At 67.7% G+C, this 19,299-nt stretch carries 15 protein-coding genes and 1 pseudogene; 6 read left to right on the top strand and 10 right to left on the bottom strand.

The window, feature by feature from the left end:
- Window positions 1-235 precede the first annotated feature (235 nt).
- Window positions 236-1,231: an acryloyl-CoA reductase gene (locus tag ACFWU5_RS13540; protein WP_379267368.1), complete on the bottom strand. Its 996-nt coding sequence runs from the start codon at window positions 1,229-1,231 to the stop codon at window positions 236-238.
- Between the two features lie 132 nt (window positions 1,232-1,363).
- Complete coding sequence (locus ACFWU5_RS13535) at window positions 1,364-2,431, bottom strand: DNA polymerase IV (RefSeq protein WP_379267367.1); 1,068 nt, start codon at window positions 2,429-2,431, stop codon at window positions 1,364-1,366.
- Window positions 2,432-2,509: 78 nt separating this feature from the next.
- On the opposite strand from ACFWU5_RS13535, the gene ACFWU5_RS13530 reads away from it, so the two are divergent.
- Together ACFWU5_RS13530 and ACFWU5_RS13525 are read left to right on the top strand one after the other, a co-directional pair.
- Window positions 2,510-3,073 (top strand): TetR/AcrR family transcriptional regulator, encoded by a 564-nt coding sequence (locus tag ACFWU5_RS13530; RefSeq protein ID WP_379267366.1) that lies wholly within the window; start codon window positions 2,510-2,512, stop codon window positions 3,071-3,073.
- 59 nt (window positions 3,074-3,132) lie between these two features.
- Window positions 3,133-3,540, top strand: a pseudogene (locus ACFWU5_RS13525) (PaaI family thioesterase); the annotation flags it as partial.
- A gap of 444 nt (window positions 3,541-3,984) precedes the next feature.
- Here the strand turns inward: ACFWU5_RS13525 and lon are convergent.
- The 4 genes from lon to ACFWU5_RS13505 form a co-directional block, all read right to left on the bottom strand.
- Window positions 3,985-6,540: an endopeptidase La gene (gene lon / locus ACFWU5_RS13520; protein WP_379267365.1), complete on the bottom strand. Its 2,556-nt coding sequence runs from the start codon at window positions 6,538-6,540 to the stop codon at window positions 3,985-3,987.
- A 180-nt stretch (window positions 6,541-6,720) separates the two neighbouring features.
- Window positions 6,721-7,791, bottom strand: a complete 1,071-nt coding sequence (locus tag ACFWU5_RS13515; RefSeq protein WP_379267364.1) for a DUF3068 domain-containing protein — start codon at window positions 7,789-7,791, stop codon at window positions 6,721-6,723.
- Entirely contained in the window at window positions 7,788-7,958 is a 171-nt protein-coding gene (locus ACFWU5_RS13510; protein WP_379245405.1) for a DUF2613 domain-containing protein, read from the bottom strand. Before ACFWU5_RS13510 ends, ACFWU5_RS13515 begins: the two co-directional genes overlap by 4 nt.
- 26 nt (window positions 7,959-7,984) lie before the next feature.
- A complete protein-coding gene (locus tag ACFWU5_RS13505; protein ID WP_379267363.1) occupies window positions 7,985-8,734 on the bottom strand; it encodes a hypothetical protein in 750 nt (249 codons plus the stop codon).
- A gap of 113 nt (window positions 8,735-8,847) precedes the next feature.
- Between ACFWU5_RS13505 and ACFWU5_RS13500 the strand changes: the two genes are divergently transcribed.
- Entirely contained in the window at window positions 8,848-9,465 is a 618-nt protein-coding gene (locus ACFWU5_RS13500; protein WP_379267362.1) for a TetR/AcrR family transcriptional regulator, read from the top strand.
- A gap of 308 nt (window positions 9,466-9,773) precedes the next feature.
- Here ACFWU5_RS13500 and ACFWU5_RS13495 read toward each other — a convergent pair whose 3' ends face one another.
- Window positions 9,774-11,417, bottom strand: coding sequence for a serine/threonine-protein kinase (locus tag ACFWU5_RS13495; RefSeq protein WP_379267361.1), 1,644 nt, complete (start codon window positions 11,415-11,417; stop codon window positions 9,774-9,776).
- Window positions 11,418-11,537: 120 nt separating this feature from the next.
- The gene (locus tag ACFWU5_RS13490; protein ID WP_379267360.1) at window positions 11,538-14,411 is read right to left on the bottom strand and encodes an ATP-binding protein; all 2,874 of its coding nucleotides are present in this window, start codon (window positions 14,409-14,411) and stop codon (window positions 11,538-11,540) included.
- A gap of 119 nt (window positions 14,412-14,530) precedes the next feature.
- Here ACFWU5_RS13490 and ACFWU5_RS13485 point away from each other — a divergent pair, with 119 nt between their 5' ends.
- Window positions 14,531-14,866, top strand: coding sequence for a hypothetical protein (locus ACFWU5_RS13485; RefSeq protein ID WP_379245395.1), 336 nt, complete (start codon window positions 14,531-14,533; stop codon window positions 14,864-14,866).
- Between the two features lie 102 nt (window positions 14,867-14,968).
- Here ACFWU5_RS13485 and ACFWU5_RS13480 read toward each other — a convergent pair whose 3' ends face one another.
- Window positions 14,969-15,865: a hypothetical protein gene (locus ACFWU5_RS13480; protein WP_379267359.1), complete on the bottom strand. Its 897-nt coding sequence runs from the start codon at window positions 15,863-15,865 to the stop codon at window positions 14,969-14,971.
- A gap of 4 nt (window positions 15,866-15,869) precedes the next feature.
- Complete coding sequence (locus tag ACFWU5_RS13475; protein ID WP_379245391.1) at window positions 15,870-16,745, bottom strand: 3-hydroxyacyl-CoA dehydrogenase family protein; 876 nt, start codon at window positions 16,743-16,745, stop codon at window positions 15,870-15,872.
- Window positions 16,746-16,943: 198 nt separating this feature from the next.
- Here ACFWU5_RS13475 and ACFWU5_RS13470 point away from each other — a divergent pair, with 198 nt between their 5' ends.
- Window positions 16,944-18,299, top strand: coding sequence for a hypothetical protein (locus ACFWU5_RS13470; RefSeq protein ID WP_379245389.1), 1,356 nt, complete (start codon window positions 16,944-16,946; stop codon window positions 18,297-18,299).
- A gap of 115 nt (window positions 18,300-18,414) precedes the next feature.
- Window positions 18,415-19,206: a TIGR03084 family metal-binding protein gene (locus ACFWU5_RS13465; protein ID WP_379245387.1), complete on the top strand. Its 792-nt coding sequence runs from the start codon at window positions 18,415-18,417 to the stop codon at window positions 19,204-19,206.
- The last annotated feature ends 93 nt before the right edge of the window (window positions 19,207-19,299 follow it).

The following is a 19,299-nucleotide window of genomic DNA, read 5'->3' as shown; positions in this document are numbered from 1 at the left end:
CGCAGGGAGGGAAGAGGCGGAGTCAAGCGCCGAGAACCGCGGCACCAGCCGCAAGTAAACACAGTGTTCTCGGCGCGCCTCCGCCGATGGACTGACCGAAGGGTGCGACGAAGGAGTACCCGTAGGGAGGGAAGAGGCGGAGTCAAGCGCCGAGAACCGCGGCGCCAGCCGCTAATAGACACAGCCCTGTTCTCGGCGCGCGCTCTACCCACACTGCGGCACCACCCCAACTGAATCAGAACTCGTTGGCTACACCGATCACGGTTCGGCCCGAGTGGGTGCCGTCCTTGATGGATTGCAGGACCGCCCCCACTTCGGTGATCGGGGTGAACGACTCGATGGTCGAAAGGTGTTGCGGCCGCAGCTCTTTGCCCAGCGCTGCCCACAACGTCCGACGCTTTTCGATCGGGAGCTGGACCGAGTCGATGCCGAGCAGGCTGACGCCGCGGAGGATGAAAGGCAGGACAGTGGTGGGTACGTCGGCGCCGCCGGTGAGGCCGCTGGCGGCTACCGCGCCGCCGTAGCCGATAGCGCTGAGGACGTAGGCCAGCGAGGGGCCGCCGACGCTGTCTACTGCGGCAGCCCAGTTCGCCTTGTTGAGCGGGCGGGGCTTGGCGTCGGGATCCAGAGGCAGGCGACCGATTACCTCGTTGGCGCCCAGTTCGGCGAGTAGGTCGCCCGCGTCGGTTTTGCCGGTGGAGGCGATGACTTCGTAGCCGAGGCCGGAGAGAATGTCGATGGCGACCGTGCCCACACCGCCGGTCGCGCCGGTGACCAGGACCGCGCCGTCGTCGGGGGTGAGGCCGTGGTCGAGCAGGGCCTGCACGCTCATGGCGGCGGTGAAGCCGGCGGTGCCGATGGTGGCCGCGTCGCGGGTGTCGAGGCCGTCGAGCTTCACGACCCAGTCGGCGGGGACCCTGGTGTATTCGGCGAAGCCGCCGTTGCGGGACACGCCCAGTTCGTAGCCGTGGGCGATGACCTGGTCGCCGGGGGCGAAGTCGTCGGAATCGGAGGCGATGACCTCGCCGGTGATGTCGATGCCGGGCACGATCGGGTAGTTGCGTACCACCCCGCCGCGGGGCGTAATCGCCAGCAGGTCTTTGTAATTCGCGCTCGAGTAGTGGACTTCGATCGTCACGTCCCCGGTGCCGAGGAAGTCATCCCCCACCGTCTCGCGGGCGAGCACGATCCCGCCGTCAGCTTCCCTGGCCACCATCGCTGAGAACTCCATGCAGCCGAGCATAGGTTCAACGGGCGCCTCCGGGCGGTCACCCGCCCGATAAGGCGCAACCAGCTGGTCAGTTGATCACCACGCGCTGGTGGCGGAGGCCTCTCGGGCGATGCTTGCGTCAGAGCGTGGTGATCAGGTGTCCAGCAGTTCCAGGCGGACGCCTAGGAGGCGGACGGGGCGGTCCAGGTCGAAGCGGGCGATGATGTCGAGGGCGGTGGCGACGATGGTGGGGATGTCGTCGGTGGGGGCGGGGAGTTTTTGTTGTTTGCTGCGGGTGTAGAAGGTTTTGGTGCGGACGGTGACCGCTACTCGGGTGCTGATTCGGTGGTGTTCGCGGACTTCCTCGGCGACTTCGGTGGCCAGGCGTGCTACTTCGCGGTGGATTTCTTCGGGGTCGGTGAGGTCGTGGGGGAAGGTCTCGGATTTGCTGCGGCCCACGGGGGTTCGGGGTGTGGTGGAGAGTTCGGTGTCGCCTTTGCCGTGGCCAAGGACCCGCAGGTAGGGGCCGGTGTTGGGGCCGAATTCGGCGGCTAGGCGGGCGGGGTCGGCGGCCATGAGGTCGGCGACGGTGGTGATGTCGAGGTCGGCCATGCGTTTGGCGATTCGGGTGCCGACACCCCAGAGGGAGTCGGTGGGGCGGGGACCCATGAGTTGGGCCCAATTGGTGGCGGTGAGTTCGAAAATGCCGGTGGCTGCGCCTTTTTCGTGTTCGGGAACGGCTGCGGTCTTGCCGGTGGACTTGGCGAAGCCGGTGGCCAGTTTGGCGGTGAGTTTGTTGTCGCCGATGCCGACCGCGCAGGTGAGGCCGAGTTCGATGATGGCGGTGCGGATTTCGGCGGCAAGGTGCCAGGGATCGTCGTCGGTGGCGACGAAGGCTTCGTCCATGCCCCATACCTCGACCGCGCCTGCCACCCGGCCCAGTGTGGCCATGATTTCCTCGGAAGCGACCTCGTATGCGGCCATGTCGACGGGTAGGAAGACACCGTCGGGGCACTTGCGTTGCGCCATCTTCAAGGCCATGCCTGCCCGCACGCCATAGGCCCTGGCGGGATAGGAAGCGCAGGTCACGACCTTGCGGGGCTGTGCGGGATCGCCTTCGCCGCCGACGATGACCGGTTGGCCGCGCAGCTCGGGGCGGCGTCGGAATTCCACCGCCGCCTGGAACTGGTCGAGATCCACATGCAGGAGCCACCGGGGCACTGTTCCGTCATACCTCATCGCGGCCACAATTCGTGGTCGCCTCTTGCGCAACCGCCGAAACAGAACTAAATTCTGTACATGAAGATCCGAGATCGGTTGTTGCTCGCCGCGGAGCGACAGTTCGCCGAACACGGTGTCCTCGAAGCCACCTTGAACGACATCCGCGCCGCCGCCGAAGCCAGCGTCGGGGCGCTCTACCACCACTTTCCCGACAAGGCCGATCTCTACCGGCAGGTCTGGGTGAATGCGCTCACCGACTATCAGCAGCACTTCTGGGATGCCGTGGCCGACAGTGTCGACGCGCACGCGGGCGTCGTCGCCGGGGTGCACGCGCACCTGCGCTGGGTGCAGGAAAATCAGTACCGCGCAACGATTCTCACCACCGCACGGCCGCCCGGTGTGCGCGAGAGTGAGCGCAATGTGGAGTTCTTCACCGCGGTCCGGCGCTGGTGGCGGACCCACTCGGGGTACGGCACGGTGCGCGACCTCGAGCTCGACCTGGTCTACGCGCTGTGGCTGGGTGCGGCACAGGAATACTCGCGACAGTGGCTTGGTGGCAATATCCGTACCGCGCCAACCGATGTCGCCGCCGAACTCGCCGCCGCCGCGTGGGCGACACTGCGGGCCGACGGCACCGAATAGACACCATGCAGGACAACGCAACTCACGCAGGGCACGCAACTCGAAGAACGGAACACCCGATGCCGACCGAAGCTTCCACCCTCGACCTCGACCTGGCGCGCCAGGTGCTCGCCGCGCAACCGTTCGCCCGTCTGGTCGGCACCGACCTCATCGAATTCGGTGACGGGGCAGCCACTCTCGTGATCGACATCCAGCCCGAGCACGGCCAGCAGTTCGGCTTCGTGCACGGCGGGGTACTCGCCTACGCCGCCGACAACGCGCTCACCTTCGCCGCGGGCACCGTCCTGGGCCCCAACGTTCTTACCGGCGGTTTCACCATCACCTACCTGCGGCCCGCACAGGGTGAACGTCTGCGCGTGCACGCCACGGTTCTCGGCGCCACCCGTCGTCAGGCCGTCACCCACTGCGACGTCTACGCGGAAACCGAAGGTGAAGAGCCGATTCTGTGCGCGGTCGCGCAGGGGACGACCCGGCGCGTGGAACAGGAACTCGGACGCGACGAGCCCGAGGATCTCGCCGAGGAGGACCTCGACGAGACCGACGACGAGGGCGACGAACCGACAGACGCACCCGAGACCGAACCCGCCGAGGAACCGGCCACCGACGAGTTCGCAGCGATCACCCCGAACAAAGCCGTCGGCGCACAGGCGTGGTCCATGGTCGCCGCGGAGTAGGAGTCCGTGGGAGCGTCGTCCTCCGATGTGCTGATGCGCGGGGAACCCTGATGAGACCGGCGTAATCACGCACTTCGGCTCGTTTCGATCAGATATCTGACTGGGGAGACGCGAAGTGCGTGATTATGCCGGTTCGTTGGGGCCGCGGACGAGAACGGGCCGCGCACAGGTGGCTGTGCGCGGCCCGTTGCCGGTTCGGTCAGGCGCTGACGGCGAGGTCTTGCCGTCGGCTGTCGGTCAGGCGCTGACGGCGAAGGTCTTGCCGTCGGCGGCGGGTTCGGCGATGGGTTCGATGGCGTAGGCCAGGATGTCAGCCACGTCGGCTACGGGGCGGACGTTCAGGGCGGCCAGGACTTCTGCCGGGACTTCGTCGAGGTCCGGTTCGTTGCGGGCCGGGATGAAGACGGTCTTCAGGCCTGCTCGTTGGGCGGCTAGGAGTTTCTGCTTCACGCCGCCGATCGGGAGGACACTGCCGTTCAGCGTGACCTCGCCGGTCATGCCGACGTCGCCGCGGACCGGGCGGCCCAGCGCCAGCGAGACCAGGGCGGTGACCATGGTGACGCCTGCCGACGGGCCGTCCTTGGGGACTGCGCCCGCGGGGAAGTGGATGTGCAGGTTGCGGTCGAGGACCTTGGGTTCGATGCCGATCTCCTCGAGGTGGGAGCGGACGTAGGTCAGGGCGATCTGGGCGGATTCCTTCATGACGTCGCCGAGTTGGCCGGTCAGGGTGAGGGAGCGTTCGCCTTCGGCGCCGTTGGCCTCGATGTACAGGACGTCGCCGCCCGCACCGGTCACCGCGAGGCCCGTTGCTACGCCGGGGACGGAGGTGCGCTCCATCGAGTCCGGGGTGAAGCGGGGGCGGCCGAGGTAGTCGGTGAGGTTGTCGATGTCGACGGTCAGACTTGTCGCCTGGCCGACCGGCTGTGGACCGGCCGCGATGTCGATGACGTTGTCGTACCCGAGTTCCGGGTCGTAACCCAGCACCGCGCCCTCGCCGAGCGAACCCTTGTCGACGAGCGGGGCACTCTTGTCGAGCGCCGAGTCCGCATGACCTGCGGCACCGTTGGCGAGACCGACCTTCTCGCCGAGCGTGGCGTCGTTACCTGACCCGGCGCCCTCGACGGTGGCCGTCACCAGGCGAGTTGCCGCCTTGCGCAAGGCTTTTGCGACGAGGCGCTCCATCTGACGCACCCCGGCCTCGCGGGTGTAGTTGGCCGCGATCTCGCGCAATGCCGCGTCGGTGATCGAAACCTCTTCGGAGGTAAGGGCATTGCGTTCCAGTTGGCGGGGGATCAGGAAGTCGCGGGCGATGGCTACCTTGTCGGCTTCGGTGTAGCCGTCGACGGTGATGATCTCCATGCGGTCCAGCAGGGGGCCGGGGATGGTGTCCATGACGTTGGCGGTGGCGATGAACAGGACGTTGGACAGGTCCAGGTCCAGGTCGAGGTAGTGGTCGCGGAAGGTGTGGTTCTGGGCGGGGTCGAGGACCTCGAGCAGGGCGGCGGCCGGGTCGCCGCGGAAGTCGGAGCCGACCTTGTCGATTTCGTCCAGCAGGACAACGGGATTCATCGAACCCGCTTCCTTCACCGCACGCACGATCCGGCCGGGCAGCGCGCCGACGTAGGTGCGACGGTGGCCGCGGATCTCGGCTTCGTCGCGCACGCCGCCCAGGGCCACGCGAACGAACTTGCGGCCCAGGGCTTTTGCGACGGATTCGCCCAGCGATGTCTTGCCGACTCCGGGCGGGCCGACCAGCACCAGCACCGCGCCCGAACCACGTCCGCCGACCACCTCGAGACCGCGCGCGGCCCGACGTGAACGCACGGCCAGGTATTCGACCATGCGGTCCTTCACCTCGCCGAGGCCGTGGTGGTCGGCGTCGAGGACCGCGCGGGCGGCCGAAACATCGGTGCTGTCTTCAGTTTTCACCATCCACGGCAGGTCCAGGACCGTGTCGAGCCAGGTGCGGATCCAGCCGGTTTCCGGGCTCTGGTCGCTGGAGCGTTCCAACCGGCCGACCTCGCGCAACGCCTCGGCGCGCACGCTGTCGGGCAGGTCGGCGTTCTCCACGCGGGTGCGGTAGTCGTCGGCGCCGTCGGGTTCGTCTTCGCCCAGTTCCTTGCGGATGGCGTTGAGTTGCTGGCGCAGCAGGAACTCGCGCTGGGACTTCTCCATGCCGTCGCGGACGTCTTCGGAGATCTTGTCGGTGACCTCGACCTCGGCGATGTGGTCTTTGATCCACTCGAGCTGCCGGGTCAGCCGGTGCACCACGTCGGGGGTTTCCAGCAGTTCACGCTTCTGGTCGGCGGACAGGTACGGCGCGTAGCCGGCGGTGTCGGCGATGGCTTCCACGTCGTCGAGTTGGTTGACCACGTCGATGATCTGCCAGGCCTCACGCCGCTGCAGCACCGCCACGACCAGCTTCTTGTACTCCGCGGCCAGGTCGAGGGTCGCCTGATCCGGCTCGACGGCTTCGACCGGTTCGGCCTCCACCCACAGCGCCGCACCCGGCCCGGTCACCCCGTGCCCGATCCGCGCGCGCCGCTCGGCCTTCAACACCGCCGCCGGCGCTCCGCCGCGCATCCGCCCCACCTGTTCGATGGTGGCGACCACGCCGTACGACGCGTACCCCTCGTCCAACCGCGGCGCGACCAAGACGGCGCCGGTCTTGCCCGCCACCGCGGCGTCGATCGCGGCCTGCGCGGACTCGTCCAGTTCGATGGGCACGACCATGCCCGGAAGCACGATCGGATCGGTCAGGAACAGCACCGGCAGGTTCTGAGCTGAAGACATATCGACCCTTCCAAAGTTGAGCTTTGCTGACTCAACATGGGTCACGGTGACTTTGTTCCTGCAGGTGCGCGGGTTCACTCAGGGCGAAACCGGGGCCGGAAAACACCTCGGCCTCCCTGCGAGGAACGCGGGGAGGCCGGGGTGGGTGGCTGCCTGGGTTGAGGGCCAGGTGGCCGGGTCTTACAGGTTCGAGGGACGGATCCGCTCGGTCGGGGGGTCGATCGTGCTGCGGGTGGGGGTGCCCGAGCTCAGGAAGCCAAGGACCGCGCCCGCGATGAGGAACAGCGCGCCGAGGATGCCGAGGACGATCGGCAGGGTCTTGCCGAACAGGTCCAGCTTGTCCAGGCTTTCCTGGGTGACGGCCATCTGGGCGTCGATGGTGGCTTCGTCGAACACGATGTGCGACTTCAGGGCGGTGACGTCGACCTGGTTGGCGCTGCGGCCGTAGTACAGGTGGATCTTCTCGCCGCCCTTGAGGACCGCACCGGTGCGCGGCTCGACCCACAGGTCACGGGTGTTGGTGTAGAAGCGGGTCATGGTGACCGGGTCGGTGCCCTCGAGGCCCCACTTGGCGGCGGGCAGCGCGAGCTTGTTGGTGGGCGCGGCCACCACGTCCCACATGTTGGTCACCGGGATGGTCTGCCGGAAGTGGTAGACCGGCACGCCGTTGATCTCCGACTCCTCGATGAAGTCGATGTCGTGGGTGGCGCGGGCGTTGAGGTCGAAGTACGGGTACGACTTCTTCTCGGTGCCGATCGGGAACCGGTACTGCAGGCCGCGGCGCTGCGACTCGTCGGCCACCGAGGCGCCCGACTTGTCGACGGTGACCGCGATGGAACCGTTGGGCGAGGCGTCGATCGGCTGGCCGCTGACGCGGTCGAGGGTGACGCGGTCCACCGAGGCGGTGAGCAGCCCGGTGTCGCCGGTGCGGTCGTCGCGACGCAGGGTCTGACCGGCCTGCACCGTCATCTCGTCGGAACCCGACGGCTCCTCGACGGTCAGGAAGCGCTGCGACACGACCGGCACGTTGGTGTCGACCTTGGCCGAACCCTCCGGCGAGGTGAGCGACTTCGAGTCCAGCACCAGGCTTTCCTCGCCGGGCACGCTCTTGGCGACCGTGGTGATACGCAGGTCCAGCGGGGTCTTGGCGACCTTGCCGACCGTGTAGGTGGGGATCATGACAGCGGCCGCGAGCAGCAGCGCGCCGAGGCCGACGAGGATGCAGGCGATGAGCCTGCGCACGTTGCTCATCGCGAGCCGTACTGCACGTTGCCCAGCAGCGACGAGCCGGGGTCACCGGACTCCTCGGGCGCGGGGATCGAATTCTGTTGCGCGGCCGCGGTGATGCCGAAAACGGCGATCACCCCGAGAACCGCGCCGGCCAGCCCGCTGACCAGGCCGGGAACGGCAAACTTCATAGATCGAACTCCAATTGCGTGAAGACTCAAGCGACGGTGAAGAACCCGAGGGTCGGGGCGAACGAGCAGGTACGGTCACCGTCGGCGGTGGCCGTGGTGAGCGAGCCGGTGATCACGGCCGCGACCCGGCCCGCGCCGGTATCGGCGATCGCGGACAGGGTGGCCGGGCCGTCGGGGTTGATGCCCGCGGCGGTGGTGAGCGGCTGGGAGCCGGTGCGGCGGTTGTCGAGGTTGACCCACTGCACCGTCATCGGCGGATTCTGCACCAGGGTGGCGGTTTTGGTGCCAAGGGCGGTGAACACGAAACCGGTCTGGCCCGCGGCCGGTCCGGGCGGGGGCAGCACGGCAGGGCCGGGCACGGCAAGGGCGGTGCCCACCGAGTCCGACGTCGGGCCGATGCAGCCCTTGCCGATGGTCGGGTAGAGGAACTGCGCGATGCGCGGGCCGTCCGAAGGCGGCAGTTCGGGACCGCCGCCGCCGCTGCCGTCGAGGAAGGTGATGACCTTCTCCAAGGTGGCCTTGACCTGCGCGGGGATGCCCGGGGTGGCCAGCAGCACGCGCGCCTGAGCGAGAATGCCCGCCTGTGCGCCGTCGGCGATGGGGCTCGGCGCCGAAATCGCGCCTACGATCGTCGGTGCCAGCGCCGCGAGAGTCCCGGAGGGGACGTTCTCGGCGATGGCGGGAACGCTGGGCTGTGACACGGCAGGCCGCGGGGCAGCCAGGGTGGGCGCGGGCGCCACGAGTGCCGCACCCGCCGCTAGTACGAGGGCAGACATTGCGGTCCGCGATGCTCGGGTGGTCAGCACTGGTCGGCCGTCCTTCGTTCGGTGGATAGATGAAGCAACCCGGAAAGGTCAGTGTTATCCCGGGTTTCAGATACTTTGGAGAGGTGACTACAGCGGACAGACGGTATGGGGGTCGTACGGTCGTCGCGCGCAAAGCCGAACGCCGACTGCGATTCCTGGAAGCAGCGACGCGAATTTTCGCCGAACGCGGGTACGCCACGTGCTCGCTCGCCGAGGTGTGCGCGGCGGCCGGACTGTCCAAGCGGCAGTTCTACGAGGAGTTCGAAACCCGCGAGGACGTGCTGCTCGCGGCCTACGACCGGATCCAGGACGACGCGGCCACCGCGGTGGGCACCGCGCTGGTCGCGCTCGGTTCGGCCGATCCGCAACTGGCGCTGCGGGCCGGATTCGGGGCGTACCTCGAGTCGCTGGGCTCCGACCCGTTTCGCGCGCAGGTGGCGCTGATCGAGGTGGTCGGGGTCAGCGATCGGATGGAAGACCATCGACGCACCCGCAGGCACGCCTGGTCGGCGCTGATCGAGGGGGCGCTGCGCGGGGTCGGCGTGCGGTTGCGCGGGGATGCCGAGCTGACCACGGCGTTGATCACCGGGGCGGTCACGGGCGTGGCGCACGAGTGGTTGCTGCGCGAGTCGCGGCCGCCGGTCGACGAGCTGGTCGATCTGCTCACCGGCGCGGCGCTGGCGCTGGTCACTTTCGACTGACGGTGGGGCAGCGCACGAGAAGGCGGCAACTATGAACGCGTGCCTCCTGCTCACCGAACTCCCTTTCCAGACATTGTGAGACCGACCGGCTTCACAGTGTGGGCGAGAGTTTGACATATTAGTGACCCAGATCGCAATGCCAGAATTACTGAGACGGGTACCACCTGGGGTAATGCGGTGACAGCCCGTCGCACGCACTATGCCATTCGCGGCTCGACGGCGATGACTGAATCTGGACAAATGACCGGGTGGAGTCTTTCGGGTGCTCGGTCGGGCTATCGGATAGCAACCTGTTTCAGCGTTCACGGTCAGACCCTTCGCAGGGAACCGGCGATGGTGCCGCCGAAGACGCCGGGGGTGCTGTAGGCCACGGTGCCGTCGGACTGCAGGGTGACCGTGGAGGTGGCGCCCTCGTCCTGACAGCTGCCCGGCGATGTCAGCCTGGCGCGGAAGGTCAGGGTGGTGGAGGTGGCGGCGGTGAGGGTTTCCGCTCGGGCGCAGCGTTCGCCCGCGAAGGTGCCGGTGTTGGCGGAGGTGGCCAGTTCCTGGCCTACCGCGCCCTCGGTGATGGTGAGTTCGATGTCGAAACGGACGGGGCCGTCGGCGGCTCGGCCTTTCCAGGTGCCGATGAAGGCGGTGGGGACGGTGGTTGTGCTCGATGGGGTGGTGGTTGTGCCCGATGAGGCGGTGGGCGATGGGGCTGTGGACGGGAAGGCTATCTGGGTGGAACTTGCGGCGCCGCCTGCGGTGTTGAGTTGAGTGCCGATCAGGTAGGCGCCGGCTGCTACGGCCAGGGCGACTGTTGCCGATGCGGCGATCAGCAGGTTGCGGGTGTGGTGTTTTCGGGGTGCGGGGTGATTGTGCGGGGGCACAAAGCGTTGCTGCGTGAATTCCCCACTGGGGGTGGGTGATCCGTGGCCCATATGAGTGACGGCTTCTCGCGATGCGCGGTCTGTACCGGCGGTGGGGTGGCTGTATAGAGGGGGCGTCGAACCGCTGGCAGTGGGCCAGTTCGGTGCCGAGGTGGCAGTCGGTGCGCCCGACGGGGGCGGCAACGCGTCGGCAGGGCCGGAGTCGAGGTCGAGTAGGCGGATCGCGTTGGTGCTGATGGACTCGAAGACTTGTGGTGGTAGCCAACCCGTGCGTTCAGGTGCGCCGATCCTCGCCAGCTCCGAAAGTACTTGCTGCGGCGTGGGTCTGGAGGTTGGGTCTTTGGCCAAGCAGGAGGCGACGAGGGGACGAAGGCGCGGCGGGACGGCCTCGAGGCGGGGCTGTTCGTAGACGATGCGCCACAGCAGTTGCATGACTTCGGCGCTACCGAAAGGTCCGTGGCCCGCGGCCGCGAAGGTGAGGACGCCGCCCAGTGCGAAGACATCGGCTGCGGGAGTGAGGGTTTCGCCGCCGACCTGCTCGGGACACATGAAACCTGGTGAGCCGAGGAACTTTCCGGTCGTGGTGAGCGCGGCGTCCTCGAGCACGCGGGCGATGCCGAAATCGATCACCTTGGGGCCGTCGATCGCCAGCATCACGTTCGACGGTTTCAGGTCGCGGTGCACGATGCCTGCCGCGTGGACGGCGACCAGGGCTTCGGCGAGGCCGTGCGCCAAGGCGAGCAGGGCTGGTTCTGGGAGGGGGCCGAACTGGGTGATCGCGTCGGTCAGCGAGATGCCCGCGACGTAACCGGTTGCCAGCCAAGGGGATTCGGCGTCGACATCGGCGTCCAGAACCGGGGCGGTAAAGTTTCCGCCGACGCGTTGCGCTGCGGTGACCTCGCGGCGGAACCTCGCGCGGAACTCCGCATCGATGAGATCGGGGCGGATCACCTTCACGGCGACGGTGCGTCCGCCGGAGTTGCGGCCGAGATAGACCTTGCCCATACCGCCCGCGCCGAGGACCCCGAGAAGCCGGTAGTCGCCGATCCGTCGCGGATCGTTTCGGCCGAGCGGTTCCATCGCGAGCGGTTCCTTCAGATCAGGTCAACTGCCCGGTCACTGTAGCTGTTTTTCCGGCGGCTGGCGCCGCGGTTCTCGGCGCTTGACTCCGCCGAGAACGCCTAGGGATGGCGGTTCGGGTCAGGTTTTGCGGCGGGGGATGGCTGTTCGGTTGGGGTAGGTGAGTTTGGCGAGGAGGTTGCGGACGTGGGTTTCTACTGTCCGTTCGGACAGGGTCAGGTGGGTGGCTATTTCGCGGTTGGTCAGGCCGGTGGCGATGAGGTCGTGGACTTCGCGTTCGCGGGGGGTGAGGGGGTCGGTGGTGCGGGTGGCTTTGGTGATTTCGGTGAGGAGGGTGTCGGTTTCTCGGAGGCGGTGGGGCATGTTCAGGTGACGGAAGGCGGTTGCGGCCGCTGTTGCGGCGGTGTGGGCGGCGGGGAGGTCGGCTCGGGCCAGGTGGGTGCGGGCTAGGCCTAGGTGGCCCAGGGCTGTGAAAGGGCGGGCACCGATTTGGGTGTCCATGGTCAGGCCCTGCTGATAGAGGGGTACGGCGGCGTCGAAATGACCTGCGACGCGGGCGTTGTCGGCGCGGATGCGGGCGATGGAGCCGACGCAGTACAGGGCGCCGGTGCCGTCGGCGGCGTAGTGGTGTTCGCGGCCGGCGAAGGCGCGGTAGACGCGGTCGGCGGTGTCGGCGTCGGCGAGCAGTTCGGCGATCACGCCCACCGAGTACACGGTGCCCGACCAGCGCGCGCCGATCTCCATCGTGTCGGGCAGGTGGCGGAACGGTGCGAACAGGACGGTGGCCTCGTCCAGTTCGCCTGCCAGAGCGTGCAGCATCGGGGCGAACAGTTGGGCGATGGTGATCTTGGGGACGAACTCCAGCGAGGCCAGGGCGGCGGCGAGTTCGGTGCGGTCGATATGGCCCACGATCACCGCGTGCATTCCGCGGAAGGCGTGGTGTAGGCCGACCAGGGAGTAGTCGCCGATGCTGACGGCCAGGTTGTAGGCGGCGTCGTCGCAGGTCAGGGCGGCGGCGAAGTCGCCGACCAGGGCGGCGCGGGTGGCGCGCAGGCGCTGTAGGTGCCAGCGGGCGATGGGCAGGCGGCGTCGGTCGGCGAGCAGTTCGATGTGGTCAAGGGCCGCGTCGAAGCCGGGGAGGTCGCCGCGTTGCAGGGCCGCGTCGGCTGTCCACACGTGTCCCCAGAGTTGGGCCAGCGGTTGTTCGGCGTCGACGGCGATCTCTATTGCCTTGGCCGCCAGCACTATTCGCTCTTCGAGGAAGTCCGTGGCGGCCAAGGACAGGTGCCTGGCATGGATCACGTCGAGGATGACGTCGGGGTCGGTGGAGCGTTCGGCGGCGCGCATGGCCTGTTCGGACAGTTTTCTGGACTGCACGCACGCGCCTCGTTCGGCGGCCGCCAGCGCGTGTTGGGCGAGGATGCGGGCGACCAGGTCGGGGTGCTCGATGGGGTCCAGCAGGCGTAATGCCTTGCCACACAACATATCCAGATGGGCCATGATCGACGGCGAGTTGACGCCCTGGACCACAAGGCCGGCCTCGGCGAGCAGGTCGGGGCGGTCGGCCTGTTCGGCGAGGGCGCCCGCTTCGACGCAGTGGTCGAGGCTGGTGGTGATCTGACCCGCCGCGAACTCGTCGCGGGCCAGTTCGATCAGCAACTCGGCGCGTTCACTGTTGGTCGCGGTGGTCGCTGCGTCGATTGCCCACTGTCCGAAGCGAATTGCCTCGGCATAGGAGGCGCTGGCGCGGGCTGCCACTGCGGCGCGGCGAGACCAGTGGCGGGCCTGGGGTGAGTCGGCGCAGGCGGACGCGTGCCGCCAGTGCGTGGCGATCGCGCCCGCGACGGCGGAATCCGGGCCGCCGCGCGTGGCTAAGGCCTGCGCCGCCGCACGGTGGTAGGCGGCTCGCTGCGATGGCGCCAGTTCCGCGTAGACGGCGTCGCGTACCAGCGCGTGGGTGAAACCCAGTGTGCTGTCGGGGAATCGACGAACAATCCCCGCCGCAACCGCCGCATCGAGCGCTCGCGCTACCCGATCCCCCACGCCCACAACCTGTTCCGGGTGCGACGTCGACAAGTCCGCATGTTCCACTCCCGGCGTCGACGCGTCCCCTTGCGCCAGGCGCGGCCTCGGTGAATCTCCCGACGTCGACACATACACCTGTTCGAGCAGGTCGGGATCGATCCGTTCGCCGATAACGCTTGCGGCGGCGAGGACTTCGGTGGCGGTGTGGTCTAGGCGGTCTAGTTGGGTGAGGATCAGGCGGCGGATTCCGGGGGTTGAGAGGAGGGGGTCGTCTCCCGCGTGTAGGCCTGATTCGATGACCAGGCGGACCAGGAGGGGGTTGCCGTCTGTGCGTTCGTGGATGCGAGCCGCCAGGTCGGGGGCGTGGTCGGTTTGTTCGAGCCAGTAGCGGACCTCCGGTGCGGAAAGGCCTGGTACGGGTAGGGATTGGAAGTGGGGTAGGCGCAACCAGTCCGGTTGGTGGGCCAGCAGGGTTTCGCCCATCGGGTCGCGGGCGGTGGCGACCAGGAGCAGTTTCGTGCGCGGCGTCTCGGCGGCGACGTGGGTGAGCAGGGCCAGCGACGTGGGGTCGGACCAGTGCAGGTCCTCCAGGATCAGCACCAGGCCCGACGGGGCCGCGGCCGCGGTGAGGACGTCGGCGACCTCGGTGAACATGCGGAAGCGTTGCGCGGCGGCACCGCCACCGGGCTCGGTGACGGTGTGCAGGGCCGCGGCCAGTTCCGGCAGGTCGCGGGCGGCGCGGCGCCACGGCCACAGCGGCGGCATCCCCGCGTCGTCGAGTGCGTTGCCGCGCACCACCCGCACACCCGCCTGCGCGGCCAACGTGGCCACCTGTTCGGCCAGCCAGGACTTGCCGATCCCCGCGGCGCCGCTGACCAGCACGAATCGGCTCGCACCCGACGCCGCCGCCCCCACCGCGGCGCGCAGGCGGGCGAGCTCGGAATGGCGTCCGACCACCGGATTACGCACCGTCTCAGTATCGCGCGTGCGCGAGTTCAGTACTGCGAATACGTACCGGCACTGATCCGCGCGCCGCCGATCCGCGCCAGGCTTGACCTATCACTTCCTCCCAGGTCAGGAGCCACATCATGTACGCACACCTGCTCTACTTCGACAAGCCACGCAACGCCGACGAGCTCGCCGCCGTGGACTTCGCGCACGCGCACCGCATCATGCCCGCCGCGGCCACCGTGCCCGGCCTGCTCGACTTCTACGAACTGCGCCGCCCCGACGGATCGGGCGTGGTGGTCGGCTTCGCCGAAACCGCCGAGGCATTCGACGCGGTCCGCACGGCGATCCTGGCCACCGAACTGCTGCCCGGCGAGGACCCCGCGCTGCTGCCGGGGCCGGATCGCACCGAGGTCATCCCGGTGGTCACCCGGCACGACCGCGCCGACATCTACGCGCAGGCGGTGCCGTCATGAACCTGATCATGATCGGCGCCCGGCTACCCATCGGCCGTTGCCTTGGCATCGCGATTCAAACCATCGCGCGCCCCGCCCGCACGGGGCAACCGAGGACGACAGCTACAGATCCGCCAGCGCGATCCCGGTGAGGGGACTGCCGATGCGGACCAGGTCGGTGTCGGTGCCCGTGCCGACGTCGACCAGTCGGATCGTGCCGCCCAGGTCGCTCACGTAGAAGCGGGTGTCGAAACCGGTGACCCCGATCGCCTCCCGGTAGCCGCTCGAGATAATTCGCGGGGTGCCGACATTCGGCTGAATTTGTGCTTCGTACAGGGCATTTCCGTTGGGAGCGGCGCCGCGGTCGGTCCACACCAGGTCGCCGACGCCATACAGTTCGAGGTCGATCGGCTCGGGCAGGTTCTCCCAGAGCAGTTCGATGTCGGTGCGGGCGGCGGGATCGGCGCCCGCGGGCAGGTCGAGGGGGGCGCGGAAGATGCGACCGTCGCCGCCCTTGGCCTCGCCTTTCTGCGTCCAGTAGAGCAGTCGGCGGTCCAGGTCGAGGCAGATGCCGACGCACCAGTTGCGGGGGATGCGGGCGTCGATGTCGCCCTGGCCGGTGATCACCAGGGGGCGCAGGTCGTCGCCGTGCAGGTCGCAGGTGAGTACCTGCATCCCCTCGCGGTCGCACCAATACAGCCGTCCGCCTTCGAAATCGGCGGTCAGCTGTTTGCCGGTGGTGAAGCCGCCGATCGGCACGATCGTGGTGCGGTTGCCGCCGTCGAGGTCGACGCGTTCGATGGAACCGTTGCGGGAGAAGAACTCTGGTTCCACGCCGGGCGCCGGGGGTGCGTCGGGCGTGCCCATGTTGGTCCAGTAGATGTGGCCGCGTAACTGGTCGACCACCACGCCGTCCGGCATCCGATCCAGGCCGTCGACCAGGGTTCGCACGTTCTTGCCGTCCAGCGAGATGGCGTGCATGGCACGGCCGAGCAGGTCCAACGCCACGATGTCGGTCATCGGGTCAGCCCTTCTTCGGCTTGGGGTAGTCGTTGTAGAAACCTTCGCCGGTCTTCACGCCGAGCTTGCCCGCGTCGACATACTTCTTCAGCAGCTTGATGGGACCTTCGGGCAGATTCGGGTTCTCCTGGTGATAGTGCTCCTCGATGTCCAGGACCACGTCCAGACCCACCTGGTCCATCATCCGGAACGGGCCTGCCTTGGTGCCGAAGTTCAGCGCGAACATCGCGTCGACGTCCTCTGGCACCGACACGCCCTCGTAGACCACCTCGAGCGCCTCGCGTTTCACCGCCGCCCAGATGCGGTTGAAGATGAACCCGGTGGACTCCTTGCGGACCAGGAACGGGTGCAGGCCGTACTGCGGGAAGGTCTTCAAGACGAAGTCGAGCACGTCCTGCGAGGTGTGCCCGTCGGACGCCACGTCCAGCACCGTGGACTGCGGCGGCATGTAGAAGTGGGTGTTGAGCATGCGGTCGTTGGTCTTCAAACCCTCGGTGAACAACCGGCTGGCGTACGACGACGAGTTCGACGCGACGATCGCGTCGGGGTCGGTATCGCGGTCGAGCTGGGCGAAGACCTTCTTCTTCAACTCCAGGATCTCCGGGACGGCCTCGACCACCAGCCACGCGCCCTTCACGCCGATCGCCTGATCGGGCACATACTCGGCGGTGCCCGGCGTGCCGCCCTCGATCGTGGCGGCCACCGACGGCAAGTTCTTCTCGACGAACGACACCGCTTGGTTGCCGATCTCGCCGTTGGGATCGATGATGCGCACCTCACCACCCCTGGTGGCGAACATCAGGGCGATCCGTCTGCCCAGCGTGCCGCCCCCGATGACCGCGACCGGACGCTGGAGATAATTGCTCGGAACACTGCTCACGACGACTCCCTCTGTACAGGCGACGGGAAGAACACGGTGACGCATCTGACAAGCCCTGCCAGCCTAGCGCTGACGACCGACAACTCGGCCGTCCCACACACCCCCTCGCGTTGACACCCCGTCACGACCGGTGAAAATGTGATTGCCTTATCCTCACGACTTCACGTTCTTCGCGCGTTCGCACTAGGGGGCTCCTCGATGACCACACTGGCCTCCGGACTTTTCGTCAACTGGGAAGAGCTGACCGGCCAGTCGAAATTCGTCGTCGACCTGGTCAGTTTCCCGATCTTCAGCGCGATCGCCGGCTGGCTCACCAACTGGACCGGCGTGCTCATGCTGTTCTGGCCGCTGTACTTCAAGGGCTTCCGGGTGCCGATGCTGCACGTGCTGTACCCGTACCTGCCCCGGCGGGTACAGGTGCTGCCCACGTTCTCCGGTGACGGGCGGATGCTGGGGTTCCAGGGGTTCATCCCGGCGCGCGCGGAGAAGATGGCCAGCATCTGCGTGGACAGCGCGCTGCTGCGAATCGGCAGCCCGCGCGACTTCATCCACGAACTGGACCTGGACGGCATCGGCGACTATCTCGCCGAACGGGCGCGCGATCAGGTGCAGCCCATCGTCGACGAGATCATGTACCGGGAGAACCCCGACCTGTGGCGTTCGCTGCCGCGGCCGGTGAAACAGGCCATCTACCAGCGGATCGACCGGCAACTGCCCGCGCTGTGCCGACGCGCGTTCGAGACCCTGGGCGACAATATCGACCAGCTGCTGGACGTGAAGAACTTCGTGATCCGGTACCTGGAGAAGAACCCGGCCATCCTCAAGGACCTGACCACCACCATCGCCGCGCCCGAGCTCAAGTTCATGGCGCGGATCGGTCTGCTGGGCGCGCCGTTCGGTCTGATCTTGGCGCTGTACCTGCACGTGCACTCGAAGATCCCGTACTTCGGGGCGATTCCGTCCTGGGTGATCGTGCTGTTCGCGTCGGCGATGATCGGCGTGACGGTGAACGTGATCGCGATCAAGATGGTGTTCGAACCCGGCGATCCGCAGCCGCGCTACAAGTACCTGTGGCGGCAGGCGCTGCTGGCCAAACGGCAACCGCAGGCCGCCACCGACCTGGCGCACATCCTGGCCTACCAGGTGCTGACCGTGGAGAACCTGTCCAACGAGCTGCTGGAGGGGCCGAACGGGGACAAGACCCGGCAGCTCATCGAGCGGGTGGTGTCCGAGGAGATCCACAACCAGCTCGGGGCGACCGCGTTCATGGTGCGCGCGGCGCTGGGCAAGCGACAGTTCGAGAATCTGGCGGTCTCGGGGGCCGGGGCCGGGGTGATCTCGGCGCGCACGATGATCGAGGACGAGCAGTTCGTGCTGGAACAGGCGAAGAAGATCGACGACTTCGCGGCACGAAAACTTCGCACGCTCACGCCCGGTGAGTTCATGGAGATGTTCTACGCGTCGGTCGAACAGGACGCATGGTTGCTGTATCTGCACGGTGGGGCGCTGGGGATCGGTGTCGGCGCGCTGCATCTGCTGACCTTCGGCTGGTAGCGCGCACCCGGTCAGCGACAATAACAAGCACGGTTGCTTTTTTTCTCGAGCACTGCGACCCTTGTCACGTCGGCGCACCCGAACCGGGTCGCGCCATGATCGGCAAGGGAACACCATGGCTGACCTGGAAGCGCTGCTCGATGACTTCGCCGCCGAATGCGCGGACCTGGAAACCCTGGTCGCGCCACTGACGCCCGAGCAGTGGCAGACCCCCACCCCCGCGCCGCGCTGGGACATCGCCACCCAGATCGCCCACCTGACCTGGACCGATGAGGTATCGATCCTCGCCGCGACCGACGCCGACAAGTTCGCCGCACTCGTGGCCGAGGCCGCCCCGCGCATCCTGACCGCCGTCGACGACGCCGCCGAGGAACTGGCCCAGATCCCGCCCGCAGAACTGCTGGACCGCTGGCGCGCGGGCCGCGAACAGCTCATCGCCGCACTGGGCGCCGTCCCCGCGGGCACCAAACTCCCCTGGTTCGGCCCCCCGATGAGCGCCGCGTCGATGATCTCGGCCCGCATCATGGAAACCTGGGCCCACGGCCAAGACGTCGCCGACGCACTCGGCGTCACCCGCGTGCCCACCGACCGCCTGCGCACCGTCGCCCACATCAGCGTCCGCACCAGAAACTTCGCCTACATGGTCAACGGCGAATCAGGCCCCACCGAAGAATTCCGAGTAGAACTAACCGCCCCCAACGGCACCCTCTGGACCTGGGGCCCCGAAGACGCCCCCCAACGCGTAACAGGCCCAGCCCTGGACTTCTGCCTGATCACCACCCAACGCCGCCACCGCGCCGACACCACCCTGACCACCGAAGGCCCCGACGCCAACCACTGGCTAGGCATAGCCCAAGCCTTCGCAGGCCCTCCAGGACAGGGCCGCTCAGCAGGCCAATTCACCTAACCACACAAACCCAGCCCCCACCTGCGACCCATAGGGAGCAGCGGCCACGCAGTGGCCGTAGCGGCCCGGCCGCGAGTTAGCCGCCGTTGCGGC

It is taken from the genome of Nocardia sp. NPDC058640 (assembly GCF_042716995.1).
GTDB lineage: Bacteria > Actinomycetota > Actinomycetes > Mycobacteriales > Mycobacteriaceae > Nocardia.
Note: the sequence above shows the minus strand (reverse complement) of the source record. Positions and strands in the feature narration are given on the sequence as shown.

Coding starts and splice junctions, on each gene's coding strand:
- ACFWU5_RS13505 (WP_379267363.1), bottom strand. CDS start 8,734: ATGTCTGCCCTCGTACTAGCGGCGGGTGCGGCACTCGTGGCGCCCGCG.
- ACFWU5_RS13530 (WP_379267366.1), top strand. CDS start 2,510: ATGAAGATCCGAGATCGGTTGTTGCTCGCCGCGGAGCGACAGTTCGCC.
- ACFWU5_RS13470 (WP_379245389.1), top strand. CDS start 16,944: ATGACCACACTGGCCTCCGGACTTTTCGTCAACTGGGAAGAGCTGACC.
- ACFWU5_RS13515 (WP_379267364.1), bottom strand. CDS start 7,791: ATGAGCAACGTGCGCAGGCTCATCGCCTGCATCCTCGTCGGCCTCGGC.
- ACFWU5_RS13465 (WP_379245387.1), top strand. CDS start 18,415: ATGGCTGACCTGGAAGCGCTGCTCGATGACTTCGCCGCCGAATGCGCG.
- ACFWU5_RS13540 (WP_379267368.1), bottom strand. CDS start 1,231: ATGGAGTTCTCAGCGATGGTGGCCAGGGAAGCTGACGGCGGGATCGTG.
- ACFWU5_RS13495 (WP_379267361.1), bottom strand. CDS start 11,417: ATGGAACCGCTCGGCCGAAACGATCCGCGACGGATCGGCGACTACCGG.
- lon (WP_379267365.1), bottom strand. CDS start 6,540: ATGTCTTCAGCTCAGAACCTGCCGGTGCTGTTCCTGACCGATCCGATC.
- ACFWU5_RS13480 (WP_379267359.1), bottom strand. CDS start 15,865: ATGACCGACATCGTGGCGTTGGACCTGCTCGGCCGTGCCATGCACGCC.
- ACFWU5_RS13485 (WP_379245395.1), top strand. CDS start 14,531: ATGTACGCACACCTGCTCTACTTCGACAAGCCACGCAACGCCGACGAG.
- ACFWU5_RS13510 (WP_379245405.1), bottom strand. CDS start 7,958: ATGAAGTTTGCCGTTCCCGGCCTGGTCAGCGGGCTGGCCGGCGCGGTT.